This is a genomic window from Scytonema hankhaensis NUACC26, from assembly GCF_045865695.1.
Classification (GTDB): Bacteria; Cyanobacteriota; Cyanobacteriia; order Cyanobacteriales; family Nostocaceae; genus Scytonema.
In genome coordinates this window covers 1-18,844 of the sequence record NZ_BAACAP010000100.1, presented here as the reverse complement: position 1 = coordinate 18,844, position 18,844 = coordinate 1, and the positions used below count along the sequence as shown (strand labels likewise).

Sequence of the window (18,844 nt, the reverse complement as noted above, 5' to 3'; positions counted from 1 at the left end):
GCCTTTACGTTTCCCAACCTGCCGTGAGTTTGCAAGTGCAAAACTTAGAACGGCAACTGGATGTCCCATTATTCGATCGTGGAGGACGTCGCGCTCAATTAACCGAAGCCGGACATTTACTTCTGAGCTACGGGGAAAAAATTCTCAGCTTGTGTCAGGAAACTTGTCGCGCTATTGAAGATTTACAAAATCTGCAAGGCGGTACTCTGATTGTAGGGGCTTCTCAAACTACGGGGACTTACCTTTTACCCCGGATGATTGGGATGTTTCGACAAAAATATCCGGATGTGGCGGTACAATTACACGTCCACTCCACCCGTAGAACTGCTTGGAGTGTAGCAAACGGACAAGTCGATCTAGCCATCATTGGTGGTGAAATCCCTGCCGAACTCGTAGAATCATTAGAAATTGTTCCCTACGCTGAAGATGAGTTAGCGCTGATTGTACCTATCTCCCATCCCTTTTCCAAACTAGACACAATTCACAGAGAAGACTTATATAAACTGCAATTCATAGCTTTGGATTCTCAATCTACCATTCGTAAGGTCATTGACCAAGTGCTATCACGCTGCGATATAGATACGCGCCGTTTTAAAGTTGAAATGGAACTGAATTCCATAGAAGCTATTAAAAATGCCGTTCAATCTGGTTTGGGAGCAGCTTTTGTCTCAACTTCCGCAATTGCTAAAGAGTTACAAATGGGACTACTACATTGTGCGCCTATCGAAGGTGTCATCGTCAAACGGATGCTGAGACTAATTTTTAATCCCAATCGCTACAGATCCAAAGCAGCAGAAGCATTTAGTCGGGAAATTCTACCTCAGTTTGCGACCCCAGGATGGAATCTAGAGTTATTAAAATCTGTACCGAAAGCCTTGGCAGTCAGTGTCTTAGATGGAGGAAATCACAACGTCGAAGATGATTAAGATGTAGTCATTAGTCAATAATCCTTAGTCCTTTGTCCTTGGTGTACAGTACAAATGACTAATGACTATTGACTATTGACCAATAATAAATTATGGAAATTTACTGTACCCGTCCGTACTGCCCTCGTCCGCAAAACTATTTTCCAGATTTAGATGATAGCGCAACCCTCAGAACAGCACAGCAAAAATATTGCACGGCTTGCGGCATGCCTCTGATTTTGGTGGGACGCTATTTACCAATCAAGCTGTTAGGTAGAGGAGGGTTTGGAGCAGCATTCTTGGCACGCGATCGCTATACACCAGGAATGCGACAATGTGTAGTTAAGCAATTTCAACCGGCGGGAAATCTCACCCCAACTCAGTTACAATTGGCACAAGATTTATTTGAACGAGAAGCAGAAGTTTTAGAACAGATAGGCAATCAACACGAGCAAATCCCCGATCTGTTTGCCTTTTTTCCCCTACTAGCCCCTGGTTCGCAAGTCGGACAGCAAGAGCAATTTTTTTATCTCGTACAAGAGTATATAGACGGACAAAACTTAGAGGAAGAATTAATTCCAAAAGGTCGATTTTCCGAACAAGAAGTCTTAGAAATTTTGCGAGAAATTCTCAAAGTTTTGAAGTTTGTCCACGATGCAAGAATTATCCATAGAGACATAAAACCCTCAAATATCATGCGCCATCGCAACGGAAAGCTCTACTTGCTAGACTTTGGCGCTGTCAAACAAATAGCTAACGCCCCAATTGGTACTAATAGCCCTTCAACTGGGATTTACTCTATGGGATTTGCACCGCCAGAGCAAATGTCAGGCGCTCAAATCTTTCCGTCTACAGATTTATATGCCCTAGCTGTTACTATTGTCATATTATTAACAGGCGAACAAGACGTAACTCGGTTATTTGATGCCTATAGCAATCATTGGAAATGGCGCGAACGAACCACTGTTAGCTCTCATCTCGCGAACATTCTCGATAAAATGCTCCAAGCAGCTGCTAGTCAGCGCTATCAGTCCGCACAGGAAGTTCTACAAGCGTTGGATACCCCTACTGGAGGGATACCCCCTACACATATCAGTCCCCGCACTCCATCATCAAATCTTCCACAGACCCAACCTCAAACACAGCTACCTACAACAGTCATACAGCCATTTTCTACAATAGAGATATTAGGCAGTGCGGCATTTAGTGGGTTTGAAAGTGGATTAATTGCTATAGCTTTATTTAGTTTATTAAAATCGCCTTTACTTGCTCTGGGCGGTTCAGCCCTCATTTTAACAATACTTATATTTACTCAAACTAGACGATGGATTGAAAGATGGGATTTATTAATTATTCCAGCTATTAGTTTTGCAATTGTATATTTTGTTCCCTTTTTACACGTAGGATTGACTCTTCAACAGTTAATAATTATACCAGCTACTGGAAGTTTAGTAGCGATCGCCACCACTGCACTATTCCGTTTAATTTACAAACTGTTATCGCGGTTACTGTAGTTATCAGTGACCAGTGACCAGTTGCTATTTCATTTACAAACTGTTATCGCTGTTACTGTAGTTACAATTGTTAGAGGATGTTTGTAAAGTCTACCGTTGTCTCAAGAGCCCCCCTAGCCTCCCTTAAAAAATGGGGAAAAATACTCTAAAAGTCCCCCTTTTTAAGGATAAAAACAGGTTAATAGAAAAACTTAAGATTCAGAAATCTAACTCTTTTCCTTGTAGTTTAAACCACTGGTCACTGGTCAGGTGGTCGTCCCGGCGGTATATATTACGCCTGGGCTCCCGAAGTAGTTCCTCAATGTTCAAGCAAGCCTTTACCTCTAGGGAGAACGCAGGAGCAATTTGTTGCTCCCTATCAAGAACCGTTGGTTCTCCCCGATGCGTGTCCTGGTAAACGGAATCAGTTGAACACTGAGGCTTTCCGGTTGGGAAGGTATCCCATAACGCGCAATCTGTTTGTTGTAGTCAAACAGACCGAGCAAATCGAACAGCAAGCTGGTACGGCTTACGCTAACTTACTGCTCACTCAGCAGGGACAGGAACTTGTGACTCAAGCCGGGTTTGTCAAAATTCGCTGACACCTGCACTTTAGAGATGGAGCTAGCTAGCTCTGTTAATCGATTCTGCTGGCAAACAGATAAGATTATCACCTTGAGTGAGAATTAAGCCCCGTTGACGCAATTTGCCCATCAAGCGGGTAACGGTGACACGTGTTGAGCCAATAGCACTACCAATTTGGGCATGGGTGAGGGGGAAAGGCAGGCAATATCCGCGAATCACATCGGGATCGGTGTCACTCATTGCAGGCTCTCCGTATTCCTCAATAAGCAGTGTGAGGAATCCTAAGAGACGGTCAATTGTGCGGCGTTGTCCTAACGCACTCAACCACAGCAGTTTGCGCTGGTGCTGATATCTAAAAGCGTCCATAACTTCCCGGCGGAAGTGAGGCCAGTTGTCTAAATCGTGCCAGTACATCCACAACACTGCTGTTTGGTCTACATGAGCGTAAGACTGGAGTGTAAATGGTGACTGAGCAACAATTTCAAAGGGCTGACCGGCACCCACAAAACCTAGAAAAGCTTCTTCTGGCGTTCTGTTGATGCGTCGAGAGGTGAGTTGACTTGCGGTGGCGCTGACTTGAGCAGTTCCCACCATGCGGATCGCACCCCTTTGCACCAAGTACAGCAATCCAGGACGGGCTGGAATGCGCTCATCTTTGCTAAAGGTACGGCAGCGATAGTGTTCCTGAGCCCAGTCAAGAATCCGTTGCCAAGTCAAAAAAGGACGAGATGCCTCAGAAAAGGAGGATGGAGATTGCATAGGTAACAAAGAGCGTTCGGCTGAAGACAAAGACGTTAAAAATGGGTGCAAGGAGTGTCTTCTTGTTTGGCACTTCAAGCATTAATCCTAACAGTGCCAGCCATGAAAAAAGTAGACAATTTAGCATCTACTCTTTTTGTTATACATCCTACTGTACAATGAAGGTAGTAAAATTTACCCCTAGTTAATTAAATTTTGCATAATTCTAATTTTCTCTCCATAGAAGAAACTTATGCCTCCGGGGAGATGACTTAGAATGACAGTCCAAGATGGCAGATTTTTTTTTAAGAAATATTTATAGTAAAAATTACATAATGAAAAAGTGGATAGCTATTAAGCAGCTAGTATATAGTAAACTAGCATCATTACTAAGTATTTATGCTGCTTATCATTCGAGAGTATGTATATTAGAAGAAAATATTCCTCTATCGCAAGGTAGAGATGATAAGAGAGTTTTTTATATCTCAGGAATTGCCTTAAAACTGGCGAAATCTGAGAAATTACCACCTTTGGACATAGCTAACGAAGTAATTTCTCATATATCAAAAAGTTATGACAATCATTTAATAATTAAAATTGTCCCTCCCGGTTGGATTCATTTGGAAGTGAGCCATGCAGTTTTAGCTATTTGGTTACAGAGTCTTATTGAGGGATTGGGGACTAGGGACTGGGGACTGGGGCATGGGGCAATGGGCAATGGGCATGGGGCAATGGGCAGTGGAGAAATATCAATCGCCAATCGCCAATCGCCAATCGCCAATCCCCAATCGCCAATCCCCAATCGCCATTACCCCTTATCCCCAGAGGGGGCCCCGAGTTCCCCAATTCCCGATGCCCAATTTACAACTCAATACGCTCACGCACGATGTTGCTCTCTTTTGCGCTTAGCGATACAAGAGGGGTTGATGAAACATCAAAAAGACGAAATCGTTTCGTCCAATATTTTTATCCCCAATGTTATTCCTTGGCTTGACAGTCATGAAAAACTACAATTCAACCAACTAGCGTCTTACCGTCTCATAAATCAACTGGTAAAAGTAACAGACCAGTTGTTTTTTTGCGTTCGTCCCGAATCAGTCAACTGGGAAAAAGCTGCATTAGAACTCAGTCATGCCTTTGAAACTTTTTGGCGTCAGTGTCGTATCTTCGGCGAAGTCAAAACAACTTCTCCCGAACTCGTACAAGCGAGACTCGGATTGATTATAGCTACTCAGGCTGTGTTAAAACTTTTACTAGAAGAAAAGTTCCGTGTTTCTGCCCTTCAAGAACTGTAAAGAATATATAACTTCTTAAAAAACTATTGACACTCCAAAAAACATAATGTATATTTCTTCTTGTGTGAGGAGCGAACCAGCGAGAGTACCGAGACGAAACACGGCCAGTCGTCGGTACTCTTTCTGATTTTTATGGTTAGTAGATAGTGGTTAGTTGTTAGTGGATAGTGGTAAACTTACTTATTACCTAGTCGCCAGCCCCCAATCGCCAATTCCTAATTTCAAGTCAGTAAAAATTTCTCAATGGCAACAGCTACGCCATCTTCCTCTACATCAGGTGCTACCCATTGAGCTAAGCTTTGTACTCCTTCCGGCGCATTACCCATAGCAATACCAATACCGGCATACTCTAGCATTTCCGCATCGTTAAAATTGTCACCAATAGTCATAACGTTGTGACTTTGTAGTCCTAATAATTCTTCAGCTAAATAACGCACCCCAAGTCCCTTATTGGCAAGGGGATGAGTTGCTTCAAAGAATGTCGCAACAGAAGTGGTGAGATATAGTTCTGCAGGTGTATACTGACGGCGTAAATTTCCTAATAACTTCTCGATGACATCTGTATCATGGCATAAAGCTAAGATTTTTGTGGGTTCTTGGTGACAGAAAAGGCGAAGATCGCCGACGACAATAGGGATTATGCCCGAACGTTGGGAATAAAGTTCGGTTTCTTCTGTTATCTCTCTGACATAAAGTTCATCATTAATGTAGAAATGCACGGATAAAAGTTTGCGGAGTTCGGGTTGTTCAAAATAATCTAAGAGTTTCAGTGCAGCGCTTTCGGAAACGGGCAAATGACTGTGAAGGTGTTGGGTAATGGGATCTTGAATCCAAGCACCTTGGTAAGTTATTAACGGTAAATTAGAACGAATTTCTTGATGAAATCGCAAAGCCGAACGATACATACGTCCTGTTGCGATCGCTACTTGAATTCCACGCGATTGAACTGCAAAAATTGCCTGCTTCACTCGTTCGCCAATTGTATTAGATTTTCCCGCGATCGTGCCATCAACATCTAACACCAGCAGTTGAATATCAGAAGCAGCAGAAAAATTCATATTAAGTAAGAATAAAGTATGAAGGATAACGGATGAAGTATGGAGTAAACTCCCTTTAGATGTATATAAGGAGTCAATGGAGATTTCCAAGACACATTTTATCCTTTATTCTTTGTACTTGTTACTTTTTGTAGATACGGAAATCAAAGTGATTAATTAACCTAAGATTGCGGGAGACACTATTAGCACTCCAATAACGCGAACGATTCTGTAGGCTTGTTACAAAATACGAAAGGGTTTCCATGAAAAAAAATCGCTTAACAGAGGTTTTTTCTGCTGTCGCTACTGTAGGTACTATTTTTTCTATAGTAGCGCCCGTCAGTGCAGCCTCATTAAACAATTCAAATGAATGGAATAACTTGGTAGCCAATCCAATTCAACCTAGAACAACTGATGGCTCGGGCTTTCAAACACTCATACCACAATTTCAGCAATTTGTACCAGCAGAAGGAATCGCGATTCCTGATAGCCAAGTTAGAAGGCTAGACCCCTCCAGATTACAACTAAAATCAGACAGCAATGTTCGTGTTTGGTTCCTCAACGAAGGTGCTGACTATCAAAATCAGTTGGCTTACGAAACTATTCAAGGCTCGAATTATCAAGCAGGGTTCGTTTTTCCAAATATTTCATGTATCAGTGGAAACAACAATAATTGCGAGCAGCCTGAGAGCAATGGGAATTTAAATGTTGGCGATTATGTCGATTTGGGAACAGTACCCGGTGGGTCGCAACTAAATTTTTGGTTAAGAGCAAATGGCGCTAATCCGCAAGACCCAGGTGGCACAGATCCAGTCACAAATATCAAAAATATCTATGGTGAAACTGCTACCCAAAATCCAGATGGCCTGGATCACATAGTAGCTTATGAGTATAATAATTACCTTCTAGTCGGATTTGAAGATCTGTACGGAACTCAGGGCTCTACAGCCGGAGGAAATGGTATTAGTGTAAGCGATCGCGATTTCAACGACCTAGTGTTCGTCGTTGATGTCGGTAGAAACAATTTAGATAATACAGCTTACGTACCAGAACCTAGTAGCTTTCTCGCTATTTTGGGCGTAGGAACCTTGGGATTGTTAAAACTACGTCGGAAATCACCTGACCAGTGACCAGTGACCAGTGACCAGTAAGGAAATTATTTATATAGGGGTGCTTCTACAATCAGAATATTTTCTAATCTTCCTCTAAGATACAAATTTATCAGCATCCATCCGCTACAGGCTGCGGTTCTTATTTCTTATATTTTACGCAAGGGAGAACTTTGGAAAAAGCTAAGCAACAGCGAGAAGTGCTTGCTGAAATTGCTCTGCTAGCGATAAAATCGCTTCTTCAATGACAAAACGTCGCGGCTTTCCGTTGTGTTCGCTGAGTTTTTCTACGACCGAACCTGCTTTTTCAGAAATTCTAGGTGGTTGGTATTCTCTTCCATTGCCAACATATCTCCATGATGTTGGCTCTTTCTTCGGTTGCTTCTCTTTAGATTTTTTGGTTTCAACTTGAATATCTTTCTTAGAAACCTCTTGAGTGCAAGCTTTTTCCAGCATGGACTGAATAACCTCAGTAGGCGTCCGACCCGTGGCTAATTTGTAGAGTGCTGATGGGGAAAGGTTGCGATTAATGCGATCGAGTTGTTCTGTAGTGAAGTTTCCAAGTATCGGGGCTAGCTTCAATAATTGATTAGCAACACCCGATATCCATCCTAAAGAACTGACTAGAGCTTCTTCATACTGTTTGGGCTTGAGTTTTTCTTTAAGGAAAAGCAATAATTGCCCAATTTTGGCTGCTCCCAATAATGTGACAGGATTTGTGAGGCTAATTTCTCTGATAACTTCTTCGGTCGAGTTCTTACCGAGTTTGGCAAGTTTACAGATGAGATATTGGACTTCTTGTGCAATTGTTTCAGAAAAATTCGCAGCAGGAGCTGCTTCCAGTGCTTTAGTCATGCTAAAATTACTCCAGAATTAAGTAAGTTAAGATTTTTATTTAATTTTTCGAGGAAGTGCTCCTGAGCCAACACGAGCGCTTCCTCGTTTGTTAATAATACAATAATCCGGAAACTTTTTCTGTAAAATTTTTCGTCAAAATTTATATTTTCTGAGAGAAAAATTTCGTCATTTTCTAGGCGCAATTTTTGCAGTTAACAGGGATTGTTGGAGCGACATAGCTTCTGGATTGCTGACTCTCTTCCCACTCTTATGATTACCATTACACTTAGGGTGGGCAATGCCTACCAAGATCTCTTGGTGGGCATTGCCCACCCTACTACCCACCATTTGCTCTACAACATCCCCCTTTTACCAGCATTAATCAGTAATTGGACATAACTAATTGCGATCGCGTTTTTGTTTTGCCCTATACCCCATGCCCAACTCAATACTGCTCGGTTAAGTAGTTAAGTAGGTAGGGCTATGCCACACAACAGCTAATGGTGGGCAGTGCCCACCCTACTACTACTACGTATTTAGCAGGGGTTGCAGGGGAGGAAAAAAAGGCAAAATCCGACAAGTATTGATGCCCAACTTTGTGTGTATTTACTCTAGTCCAATGACTTAAGTAGTCTGCAAGAGCAAAATCTCATGAGAAAGACCCCTGACTTTTTTGAGAAGTCAGGGGTCTTGACCGTGAAAATGGTTATGGGGTCAAAGATTTACCCTAACTTCACGTAAGACAATTGTGATTTCGGAAAACCACACTGAGTTTACAGAATTTTTTCAGTAAAACCACTAGGGATAAAGAGTTAGCAAAGAGAAGATTTAAGTATAGACATAGAAAAACATGACCGTAATAATAATGAGTAACGCTTAAACATTAAGTAGAAACTAGTAGCCTAAAAGCTTAAATTTAAATTTCCTTAACTGAATTGTAAAGAAGTTATAAAGGAGTATTTTGATGAATAAAGACCGTGTAAAGAAACTGATAGCCGCCGCCGTTACAGTGACTGGTGTATTTTCTGCTGTTGCTCCTGCAAGTGCTAGCACATTTACTTGGGGAGATTGGACAAAAACTTATGAAGTACAGGATAAGTCAACTGACACTTCAGGATTCCAATCTCTGATTTCTGGATATCAAAAGTACGTACAGCCAGAATCTCTTTCCATACCAGAAGATAAAATCAACAAACTAGACCCGACAAAACTTCGTTTAAAAAATAATACAGATGTTCGCATCTGGTTTTTGAATGAAGGTGCTGGTTTTAGAAATCAACTTGCCTATGAAGCTGTAAAAGGTAACGATTATCAAAAAGGATTGCTTTTTAGTGATGTATCCTGTGACATTTCACAAGAAGCTAACTCAGCCTGTCAGATTGGTGAAAATCCAGGAACTTTAGATATTGGGGATTTTGTTGATATAGGCAAGGTAGCAGGTGGTACACAGCTTAACTTCTTTATAAAAGCAGATGGTTCTACCTTTCCTGATGGACCTGTTTATGGTGCAGATCCAACCAAAAACCCAGATTTACTAGAGCATTTAGTTGCATATGAAATTGACGATCGCTTGTTATTAGGTTTTGAAGATTTACCCGGACTAGAAGGTTCCGATCGCGATTTCAATGATGTTATGTTCGTTGTTGATGTTGGCAAAGACAACATCGAATCCGTACCCGAACCCGCAACCGCAATAGCATTGTTAGCGGCTGCGGCTGCAGGTGTAATGACCTTGCGCCGTCGGGAAAACAGTGACCAGTGACCAGTGACCAGTGACCAGTGACCAGTGACCAATGACCAATGACCAATGACGATCCATGTGAAAGCAACTAGTTAGAATATATGTATTATTCAAACATCAGTTAGCTTCCGAATTTTGATGAAAACACACCCCACATTCATTCTTGTAGACGGGCATTCCCTAGCCTTTCGTTCTTACTACGCCTTTGCCAAAGGAAATGACGGCGGATTGAGGACGAAGACGGGAATACCTACAAGTGTGTGTTTCGGCTTTCTGAAATCTCTGTTAGAGGTTATGGCAACGGAACAACCCCAAGCAATGGCAGTAGCCTTTGACTTGGGCTTGCCAACTTTTCGTCATGAAGCTGACGACACGTATAAAGCAGATCGTCCGGGGACACCAGAAGACTTTATTCCCGATCTAAAAAACCTGCAAGAATTGTTGGACGCCTTAAATCTCAAAATTGTCACTGCTCCTGGTTATGAAGCAGATGACGTGTTGGGAACTTTAGCACAAAAGGCAGCAGCATCTGGATATAAAGTCAAGATTTTGACAGGCGATCGCGATTTATACCAACTTATCGATCCCAACAAAGATATTAGCGTCTTATATTTTAGTCCAGATGCCCTCAAACGTTCTACCAACGCTGGTATTAGCGAGTTTAGTGTAGAACAAGTCAAAGGAAAATTGGGAATTGAACCATCCCAAGTCGTAGATTACAAAGCTCTTTGCGGAGATAAATCAGACAATATTCCTGGAGTCAGAGGAATTGGGGAAAAAACAGCAGTCCAGTTACTCAAAGAATATGGTTCCTTGGAAAAAATATATGCTGCATTAGGACAAATAAAAGGCGCAACTCAGAAAAAACTAGAAGCAGGTAAAGAAGACGCTGAAAAATCCCGTTATCTAGCAGCGATTGTTCTAGATGTTCCCTTAGAAATTAACTTAGAGGAATGCAATCTCAAAGGATTTGATACCAACAAAATCGTACCAATTTTAGAAAAGCTAGAATTTAAAACTTTTTTAAACAAAGTTAACGAACTCCAACAAAAGTTTGGCGGAACGGTTGAAGAAGACTCAGAAGCCATAGAGACATCAGACGACACCTCATTCCCAGTAGCCAGTTCCCAGTCCTCGCTCCCCACCTACGACGGTGATGATTTGTGGTTTTTTAGTGCTGAAGATACAGAAGCCTTTCAACAAACTTCGACAGATTCTGCAATTCAGCCCAGAATTATAGATACTCCAGAAAAACTTACAGAATTAGTTAACCTGCTGCAAAACTTTACTGACTCAAAATCTCCTGTTGCATGGGACACGGAAACTAGCGATTTAGAACCAAGAGATGCCTTTTTAGTTGGAATTGGTTGTTGTTGGGGAATAGAACCCGATGAAGTTGCATACATTCCCCTTGGTCATAAAACAGGAAAGAATTTAGAGCGAGAAATTGCTTTAGAAGCACTCCGTCCAATTCTTGAAAGTGCAAATTATCCCAAAACTTTACAAAATGCTAAATTTGACCGTTTAATCTTGCGCTGTCAGGGAATAAAACTTACCGGAGTTGTCTTTGACCCCATGTTAGCAAGTTATGTTTTAAACCCAGATGGAAACCACAATCTTAGTAGCTTATCTCAACGTTATTTAGGTTTAATAGCAACAAGTTACTCTGAGTTAGTTCCCAAAGGAAAAACTATTGCTGACTTAGATATTCCTGCTGTAGCAGATTATTGCGGCATGGATGTTTACAGTACATTTCAATTAGTTCCAAAATTGCGTGAAGAACTGGAAAAAATTGATGCTCAGAATAACACAGAGACGAATTATATCGAGTCTTTAGAGAGATTGTTGTTAGAAGTAGAACAACCTCTAGAACCAGTTCTAGCAGAAATGGAGTATCGGGGAATTCGGATAGATACTGGTTACTTGAAAGAACTGTCTCATGTGTTAGAAACAGATTTAGCCAAGTTTGAACAACAGGCTTATAGTTTGGCTGGAGAGAAATTTAATTTAGGTTCTCCAAAACAATTGAGTCAAATACTATTTGACAAATTGAAGTTAAGCACCAAACATTCCCGTAAAATTCAGACAGGTTATTCCACTGATGCAGCAACACTAGAAAAACTGCGAGAAGTTGATACAACTGGAATAGTTGATGCCATTGTTGAATATCGTACCCTATCTAAACTGAAGTCTACTTATGTAGACGCATTACCAGAACTTGTCCGTGCGGACACTCAACGAGTACATACGAGCTTTAACCAAACAGTAACATCTACAGGTCGTTTATCTTCTTCCAATCCCAATTTACAGAATATACCCATTCGTACTGCTTTTAGCCGTCAGATTCGCAAAGCCTTTGTCCCTGAATCTGGTTACTTAATGGTAGCTGCTGATTATTCTCAAATTGAGTTGCGAATTTTAGCTCATTTGAGTCAAGAACCTGTTTTGGTTGAAGCTTATCAGAACAATGAGGATATTCACAAAGTTACAGCAAAGCTCATTTTTGAAAAAGAAGATGTGACACCAGATGAGCGAAGATTGGCTAAAACCATTAACTTTGGTGTAATTTACGGAATGGGTTCTCAGAGATTTTCACGTTCCACTGGAGTCGATAAAACCGATGCTAACGAGTTTATTAAACGATTTAATAACCGCTATCCTAAGATATTTGAGTATTTAGAATCTGTGAAAAAGCAAGCTGTCACCCAAGGATATGTAAAAACTATCTTTGGGCGTCGGAGATACTTTGACTTCACAAGCAATAGTTTGCGTAATGTTAAAGGTAGCAATCCTGCAGATATTGACCTTAGCAAATTTAAGAATTTAGGTGCTTATGATGCAGGACTTTTACGTGCTGCAGCCAATGCACCAATTCAAGGTTCTAGTGCGGATATCATTAAAGTCGCAATGGTCAAGCTGCACGATATTTTGCAGAATTACAAAGCACGATTGCTGTTACAGGTTCACGATGAACTTGTCTTTGAAGTTCCACCAGATGAATGGGAAGAACTGCAACCTCACATTAAATCTACAATGGAAAGCGCTGTATCTTTAACTGTGCCATTGCTTGTAGAAGTGCGTGCAGGTGAGAATTGGATGGACACTAAGTAAGTTGGTTAGTTGTTAGTTGTTAATTTTGACTACTAACTATGTACGGGCGCAAGGCATTGCACCTAACTATGTACGGGCGCAAGGCATTGCGCCTAACTATGTACGGGCGCAAGGCATTGCGCCCCTACTAACACTAACCCTTAACATAAAAATTATATTTATGCTTATCCGATTCGTCATTCAAGTTGATATAAAGTGCAGTGGAAAGGGGAGGAAAATAATAAGGTTGAAACTGATTTAAGCTTTCACAAGTTTCTAGAGGAAAAGGTTTTTTCTCTGGGACATCATCCCAACCAATAACCAAAACTCCGCCTTTTCGCAAAGATTGATAGCAACCGGCAAATGCTTTTTCAACTTCTTCTCTATCGTTCAATCCCCACCCAAAAACACCATTACAGAAGATAACATCTAAATCATTTTCATTGAAACGATCGCTCAGTTCGCTCATGGAACCAACAATGTGTTGTTTGGCTCCATAGATTTTTTTCATCGGGTTAATATCAATTGTCCAATAGTCTTTTTTTTCAAACCATTTTTCATAATGCTTTGTATACGAACCACATCCCACAAATAGAACTTTTGTAAACTCTTCTCGTTCAATAAAATAAGGAATAATTTTCTGTTCCAAGATATAGCGATCGGGAGTTTCTAGAGGCATTTCTTTACCAAGAACTGTATAGGTAACGACTTTCAAGCCTCTCAAAATCATTTGGGGGTTAGTTAACATGGTAAAATGCCTTGGTGATAAGTGCTAGATATGTAAAGTAAGTCACTATTTAAGTATTAAGTATACGTACATTAGACAAGAATAACTTAAAATTCTTCTTAAGAAAAGATTAATTTTTATTTAAAATTTACAGTAGATTAATAAAAATTTATATTCAATCTAGAAATTTAAGTATTAATTAATACATGATTACATAACTACTTCAGTAATTATCATCAGTAAAAAATTCAGCATCATCTTCCTCTTCAGAATTTCTTTGTTCAGAAACTGCAAGACCCCATAGCGGCTGTAGTAGTGCCGTACCAATTATTCCGATAACAGCGCAAAAAGCCAGAACTAAACCTACGGGAATCTGAACAGACCTAAAGTTAAGAAATTTTAATGATACAGGTTCGGCATTTTGTACTGAAAGGATTGCGATTCCCATAACCCAACTAGCTACAATAATAGATACCAGTAGATTTACCAAAGTTTTCATAGTCCTGTTTGTGTATTAGTGTAACGTTAGTAGTGGGCATTCACCATATTTAACAAAGTCTTTATTTATCGTAACAACTTTTAATATACTGCTCTCGATTCGACAAGAAGCACGTAAGTGGCACATACTCTAGGTTAGAAGAGAACGTGGAAATTGAGTCAGAAAGGTTACTAGATTGTGACAAAGTATCTGATACGTCTTTAATAATTTGCCACAATAGTATCAGTAATTTCTGAACTCACAGAATCCACATGGTTGGCGGGAGATTTTATCTCGCTGACCGTGCCGGATTTTGGCTTACAGCCCAAGCCAAAGCCATGTTAATCTCAGAACAGCCTTTTGCCAGCTATCACCTTTGGTCTTTAATTGCCCCAGCTGTGGGGCAACGTTCGCACTGCCAAATGAGACGGGGTTTCATTAAAGCACGACAGCACGAACCTCAAGTCAAAGTTCTGATGACAAAAGCGACGGCTTCCCAACGCATTGGCTTGCTCGCACAGAAAGGTGTTTATGAATTTCATCACCAGATACATCTATTAAAGCAATCAGATGGCGTCCAAAAAGTTGCACAACTGCTGAAATTAAGTCACTTTACAGATGAAGTTAAGCAACGAGTCCTGCAAATTTTGAACAAATATCACAGTACTCCTTTGCTTTCAGGCAAACGTATCATCTTATTAACGCGAGGTGATGAAGGTTTTCCTAAACCAATTTTTGTTAAACAGCCGCATTACGGTTTTCGGTTGTATGCGGCAATGGATTGCGTATTTATTGAGTCCGATCGCATTTTACATATTGTAGATTTTAAAACAGGTAGATCTGCCTTTGACCGGCGACAGGCACTCGTTTACTTAGTAGCCGCTCGTTATCTCTATCCTCAGTATGAAGCGATCGCCTCATTTTATAATTTAGAACTTTGTAAAACTTCAGACATCATCAGTGTTTCTAAGAAAGAGTTAGACGCGATCGAACGTGAATTATCGGAAGTTGCCAGAAAACACCAAAAAGATTTACAAAACTACCAAGAAAAACACAGTAAATTTAGCGAGATTTTTCCACCAACTCCCGGTTACCACTGTCGGTTTTGCCCATTTAACTCAATTTGCGAGTTTTCAGCCGTGAAATCTTTGGAAAATGGAGGGTAGGTACTGGGGACTGGGTACTGGGGATGGGAGCATCCCAATTTGGAACAAACACCCAAGCGATTGAAATCGCGGCTATACAAACGCTCCTCCGCCTACGCGGACTTAAATATTTACCTATATAACTAAAGTAATCTACCTTCATTAAGGAGTTTATATCCTACCGATAATGCTGAGAAAGCAACAAAGAAATTCCATAAACTTGTCGTTTGGAATATCACTCCTCCACTTAACAAAGCTAATACCATAGCTATTCCTAACAAAATCCATCCCAGATTATCAGTATGCTTGGGAAAGAAAATTAATGTAAAAATTCCACAAATCAGTGTTAACATTGAGCCTGTTGCTGGAATGCTAATGAAAAAATATTCATGATATCTACTAGCAAATATAATATTTTGACCGAGATAATAAATGCAAACGAGGAGTAGAATCAACCCGGTAATTTTGATAAATGCTTTATTCATACATTTATTGGTTAAACAAGCTAATTAAGATATTATTTAGCGGCAAACCATATATACCTGAGAAATTATACGTATCTTTTCTTTAAGTTTTATTGTTTGTTAAAACTTACGGGAAAATACGTATTTATAAGAAAAAAGATGCATAGAAGATGGAAGCATATCAATTTGGATTGGAAAAAACACGCTGGCAATTGAAATCGTGGCTATACAAACGATTGCTTTTTTATCCCAAATCATTAGATACTCCGTATATATAGAGTGTTTGCCCAATCCAAAATCCAAAATCTAAAATCCAAAATAATATGAGTTGTTGGCAGTTAGGATTTGTAGGAATTTTGTCAACGGTAGGAATATGTACTTTTACCTGTAAAGCTCTGTCTCAGAGTACTCCCAGCAATATTCAACCAGATAACACACTGGGTATAGAATCATCTCAAATCTTACAGAATCAGAATGTTCAAGGACTACCAGTAGAACTGATTGTAGGTGGTGCAACTCGCGGAATTAACCTATTTCATAGTTTTCAAGAATTTAACGTCACCTCGGGACGAGGGGCTTATTTTTTGAGTCCTAGCGTAGATATCCAGAATATTCTGGCACGAGTCACAGGTGGAAATCGCTCTGAGATATTGGGTAGGTTGGGGACTTTGAGCGAATCGAAACCCAATTTATTTTTAATCAATCCCAATGGGATGATTTTTGGGGAAAAAGCCAGTTTAGATGTGCAAGGTTCATTTGTGGGGACAACGGCGAACGGGTTGCAGTTCGGGAATCAGGGAGTTTTTAGCGCCATAAATCCCCAAGCACCAGCGTTGTTATCTATTAATCCTTCAGCTTTGTTGTTTAATCAAATTAATCAAACAGCCGGAATTACTAATCGATCGCTTGCACCCGCAGGAGTCAGTTTTGGTGGTGATGTTACAGGTTTACGGGTACCAGATGGTAAGAGTCTGCTGTTAGTCAGTGGTAATGTCACAATGGATGGTGGGCAATTAAATGCTGTTGGTGGGAGAGTTGAGTTAGGTGGGTTAGTAGAACCTGGAAGTATCAATCTGGTTTTAGATAGCGATCGCTTTAGCTTGAAATTTCCTGAGAATGTGGCTCGTGCAGATGTATTGCTGAGCGATCGAGCATTTGTGTTTGTGGAAGGGGCTGGTGGTGGTGAGATTGCAGTCAATGCCCGAAATTTAGAGGTATCAGGAGGAAGTATCTTTTTTGCTGGGATTGGGGAAGGTTTAGGAACACCTGAGATTGTTGCAGGGGATATAGTACTTAATGCTACAGGAGACATCAAAATTGCTGGTTCTAATAGCCAAATTCGCAACGTAGTACGGCGGAGATCGAAAGGCAATGGGGGTAACATAATCATTGATTCTGGTTCATTTTCATTACGAGAAGGCGTAATTAATGCTTCAACTTTTGGACAGGGGAACGCTGGTAATGTCACAGTGCGTGCAAAAGATGCGGTTTCCCTTGCAGACGCTGTCATCTTTACAACGGTAGAAGCAGAGGGTGTGGGAAAGGGTGGCAATATTGACATCAATGCTGCAACCTTGTCACTCACTGATGACGCTCAACTGCTAACTAGTACTCGTAGTGTATCTGATAACCAACTTACAGTAATAGGGGATGCAGGTAATGTGAATGTGAAAGTGACTAGTACGGTTGAGATTGCTGGGCGGAAAAATAGTTTTTCCAGTGGGATTTTCAGCACTGTAGGAGCTGGGAGAGTTGGCAATGGGGGTAACATAACTATTGATTCTGGTTCATTTTCATTACGAGACAGCGCTCGAATTGAAGCTTCAACTTTTGGACAGGGAAATGGGGGAAATGTGACAGTGCGGGCACTTGATGCGGTTTCCCTTGCAGACGCCGACATCTTTAGCACGGTAGAAGCATCTGGTGTGGGAAAGGCTGGTAATATCGACATCAATGCTGCAACTTTATTACTTACAAATAGCGCTCAACTGCTAACCATTACTCGTGGTGCATCTAATAATCAACCTGCAGGAAGAGGGGACGCGGGCAATGTGAATGTGAAAGTTACTGGAGAAGTTGACATTGCTGGGCGGAAAAACAGTTTTTCCAGTGGGATTCGCAGTTCTGTTGAAAGTGGGACAGTTGGCAATGGAGGTAATATAACCATTGATTCTGGCTCCTTATCATTACGAGACGGTGCTCAAATTGCTACTTCAACTCGTGGACAGGGAAATGCGGGGAATGTGACAGTACGTGCAAAAGATGTTGTTTATCTTGCAGCTCATCCAACTGCCATCTTCAGCACGGTAGAAGCAACTGGTGCGGGAAAGGGTGGCAATATCGACATCAATGCTGCAACCCTGACACTACGAGATGGCGCTCAACTGCTAACCAGTACTCGTGGTGCATCTGCTACCCAAAGAGCAGGAAGAGGGGATGCAGGCGATGTGAATGTGAAAGTCACTGGAAAAGTTGACATTGCTGGGCAGAAAAACGGTTATTTCACTTCAATTTTCAGCGACGTAGAAACTGGAACAGTTGGCAATGGGGGTGACATAACTATTAATTCTGGCTCCTTCTCGTTACGAGACAGCGCTCGAATTGATGCTTCAACTTCTGGACGGGGGAGTGCGGGGAATGTTACAGTGCAGGCAGTTGAGGGTGTTTCCCTTGCAGGCGCTTCGATCTTTAGCACGGTAGGAGCAACTGGTGTGGGAAAGGGTGGCAATATCGACATCAATGCTGCAACCCTAACACTACGAGATGGCGCTCAACTGCAAACCAGTACTCGTAGTGCATCTGATAACCAACCTGTAGCAATAGGGGATGCAGGCAATGTGAATGTGAAAGTCACTGGTGCGGTTGACATTGCTGGGCGGAAAAATGGTGATTCCAGTGGAATTTCCAGCAGGGTAGAAACTGGGACAGTTGGCAATGGAGGTGACATAACTATTGATTCTGGCTCCTTCTCATTACGAGACAGCGCTCAAATTACTGCTTCAACTTCTGGACAAGGAAATGGGGGAGATGTGATAGTGCGGGCGCTCGATACTGTTTCTCTTGCAGACGCTGCCATCTTCAGCACGGTAGAACCATCTGGTGTAGGAAAGGGTGGCAATATCAACATCAATGCTGCAACCCTAACACTACGAGATGGCGCTCAACTGCAAACCAGTACTCGTAGTGCATCTGATAACCAA

The 18,844-nt window shown here is 41.2% G+C and carries 14 protein-coding genes and 1 pseudogene; 9 read left to right on the top strand and 6 right to left on the bottom strand.

Annotated elements, in window-relative coordinates; all coding sequences use genetic code 11:
* The 3 genes and pseudogenes from ACKTT2_RS04280 to ACKTT2_RS04270 all read left to right on the top strand — a co-directional run.
* Window positions 1-926 (top strand): LysR family transcriptional regulator (locus ACKTT2_RS04280; RefSeq protein ID WP_407884326.1); only part of this gene is annotated, 926 nt, incomplete at its 5' end.
* A gap of 92 nt (window positions 927-1,018) precedes the next feature.
* On the top strand, window positions 1,019-2,419 hold the full coding sequence (locus ACKTT2_RS04275; RefSeq protein ID WP_407884324.1) for a protein kinase domain-containing protein: 1,401 nt from the start codon (window positions 1,019-1,021) through the stop codon (window positions 2,417-2,419).
* A gap of 257 nt (window positions 2,420-2,676) precedes the next feature.
* A pseudogene (locus tag ACKTT2_RS04270) lies at window positions 2,677-3,000 on the top strand (phosphate ABC transporter substrate-binding protein); the annotation flags it as partial.
* 22 nt (window positions 3,001-3,022) lie between these two features.
* Here the strand turns inward: ACKTT2_RS04270 and ACKTT2_RS04265 are convergent.
* Window positions 3,023-3,742 carry a Crp/Fnr family transcriptional regulator gene (locus ACKTT2_RS04265; RefSeq protein WP_010998093.1) on the bottom strand — a complete coding sequence of 240 codons (720 nt, stop codon included), beginning with the start codon at window positions 3,740-3,742 and terminating at the stop codon, window positions 3,023-3,025.
* A 314-nt stretch (window positions 3,743-4,056) separates the two neighbouring features.
* Between ACKTT2_RS04265 and ACKTT2_RS04260 the strand changes: the two genes are divergently transcribed.
* Entirely contained in the window at window positions 4,057-5,016 is a 960-nt protein-coding gene (locus ACKTT2_RS04260) for a DALR anticodon-binding domain-containing protein (RefSeq protein WP_407884322.1), read from the top strand.
* A gap of 221 nt (window positions 5,017-5,237) precedes the next feature.
* On the opposite strand, the gene ACKTT2_RS04255 is transcribed toward ACKTT2_RS04260, so the two are convergent.
* The gene (locus ACKTT2_RS04255; protein WP_407884320.1) at window positions 5,238-6,074 is read right to left on the bottom strand and encodes a Cof-type HAD-IIB family hydrolase; all 837 of its coding nucleotides are present in this window, start codon (window positions 6,072-6,074) and stop codon (window positions 5,238-5,240) included.
* A gap of 242 nt (window positions 6,075-6,316) precedes the next feature.
* Here ACKTT2_RS04255 and ACKTT2_RS04250 point away from each other — a divergent pair, with 242 nt between their 5' ends.
* Complete coding sequence (locus ACKTT2_RS04250) at window positions 6,317-7,183, top strand: DUF4114 domain-containing protein (protein WP_407884318.1); 867 nt, start codon at window positions 6,317-6,319, stop codon at window positions 7,181-7,183.
* Between the two features lie 162 nt (window positions 7,184-7,345).
* Here the strand turns inward: ACKTT2_RS04250 and ACKTT2_RS04245 are convergent, their stop codons facing one another.
* Window positions 7,346-8,017: a hypothetical protein gene (locus tag ACKTT2_RS04245; RefSeq protein ID WP_407884316.1), complete on the bottom strand. Its 672-nt coding sequence runs from the start codon at window positions 8,015-8,017 to the stop codon at window positions 7,346-7,348.
* A 946-nt stretch (window positions 8,018-8,963) separates the two neighbouring features.
* On the opposite strand from ACKTT2_RS04245, the gene ACKTT2_RS04240 reads away from it, so the two are divergent.
* Together ACKTT2_RS04240 and polA are read left to right on the top strand one after the other, a co-directional pair.
* Window positions 8,964-9,761 (top strand): DUF4114 domain-containing protein, encoded by a 798-nt coding sequence (locus tag ACKTT2_RS04240; protein ID WP_407884314.1) that lies wholly within the window; start codon window positions 8,964-8,966, stop codon window positions 9,759-9,761.
* A 117-nt stretch (window positions 9,762-9,878) separates the two neighbouring features.
* Window positions 9,879-12,851: a DNA polymerase I gene (gene polA / locus ACKTT2_RS04235; protein ID WP_407884312.1), complete on the top strand. Its 2,973-nt coding sequence runs from the start codon at window positions 9,879-9,881 to the stop codon at window positions 12,849-12,851.
* Between the two features lie 133 nt (window positions 12,852-12,984).
* On the opposite strand, the gene ACKTT2_RS04230 is transcribed toward polA, so the two are convergent.
* Entirely contained in the window at window positions 12,985-13,578 is a 594-nt protein-coding gene (locus ACKTT2_RS04230; protein WP_407884310.1) for a methyltransferase domain-containing protein, read from the bottom strand.
* A gap of 202 nt (window positions 13,579-13,780) precedes the next feature.
* Complete coding sequence (locus ACKTT2_RS04225) at window positions 13,781-14,056, bottom strand: lipopolysaccharide assembly protein LapA domain-containing protein (protein ID WP_407884308.1); 276 nt, start codon at window positions 14,054-14,056, stop codon at window positions 13,781-13,783.
* Between the two features lie 317 nt (window positions 14,057-14,373).
* Between ACKTT2_RS04225 and ACKTT2_RS04220 the strand changes: the two genes are divergently transcribed.
* Window positions 14,374-15,201, top strand: coding sequence for a PD-(D/E)XK nuclease family protein (locus tag ACKTT2_RS04220; RefSeq protein WP_407884328.1), 828 nt, complete (start codon window positions 14,374-14,376; stop codon window positions 15,199-15,201).
* Between the two features lie 122 nt (window positions 15,202-15,323).
* Here the strand turns inward: ACKTT2_RS04220 and ACKTT2_RS04215 are convergent, their stop codons facing one another.
* A complete protein-coding gene (locus ACKTT2_RS04215; protein ID WP_407884306.1) occupies window positions 15,324-15,665 on the bottom strand; it encodes a hypothetical protein in 342 nt (113 codons plus the stop codon).
* A gap of 302 nt (window positions 15,666-15,967) precedes the next feature.
* Between ACKTT2_RS04215 and ACKTT2_RS04210 the strand changes: the two genes are divergently transcribed.
* Window positions 15,968-18,844, top strand: a 2,877-nt coding sequence (locus ACKTT2_RS04210) for a two-partner secretion domain-containing protein (RefSeq protein ID WP_407884304.1), incomplete at its 3' end; no start/stop codon positions are given.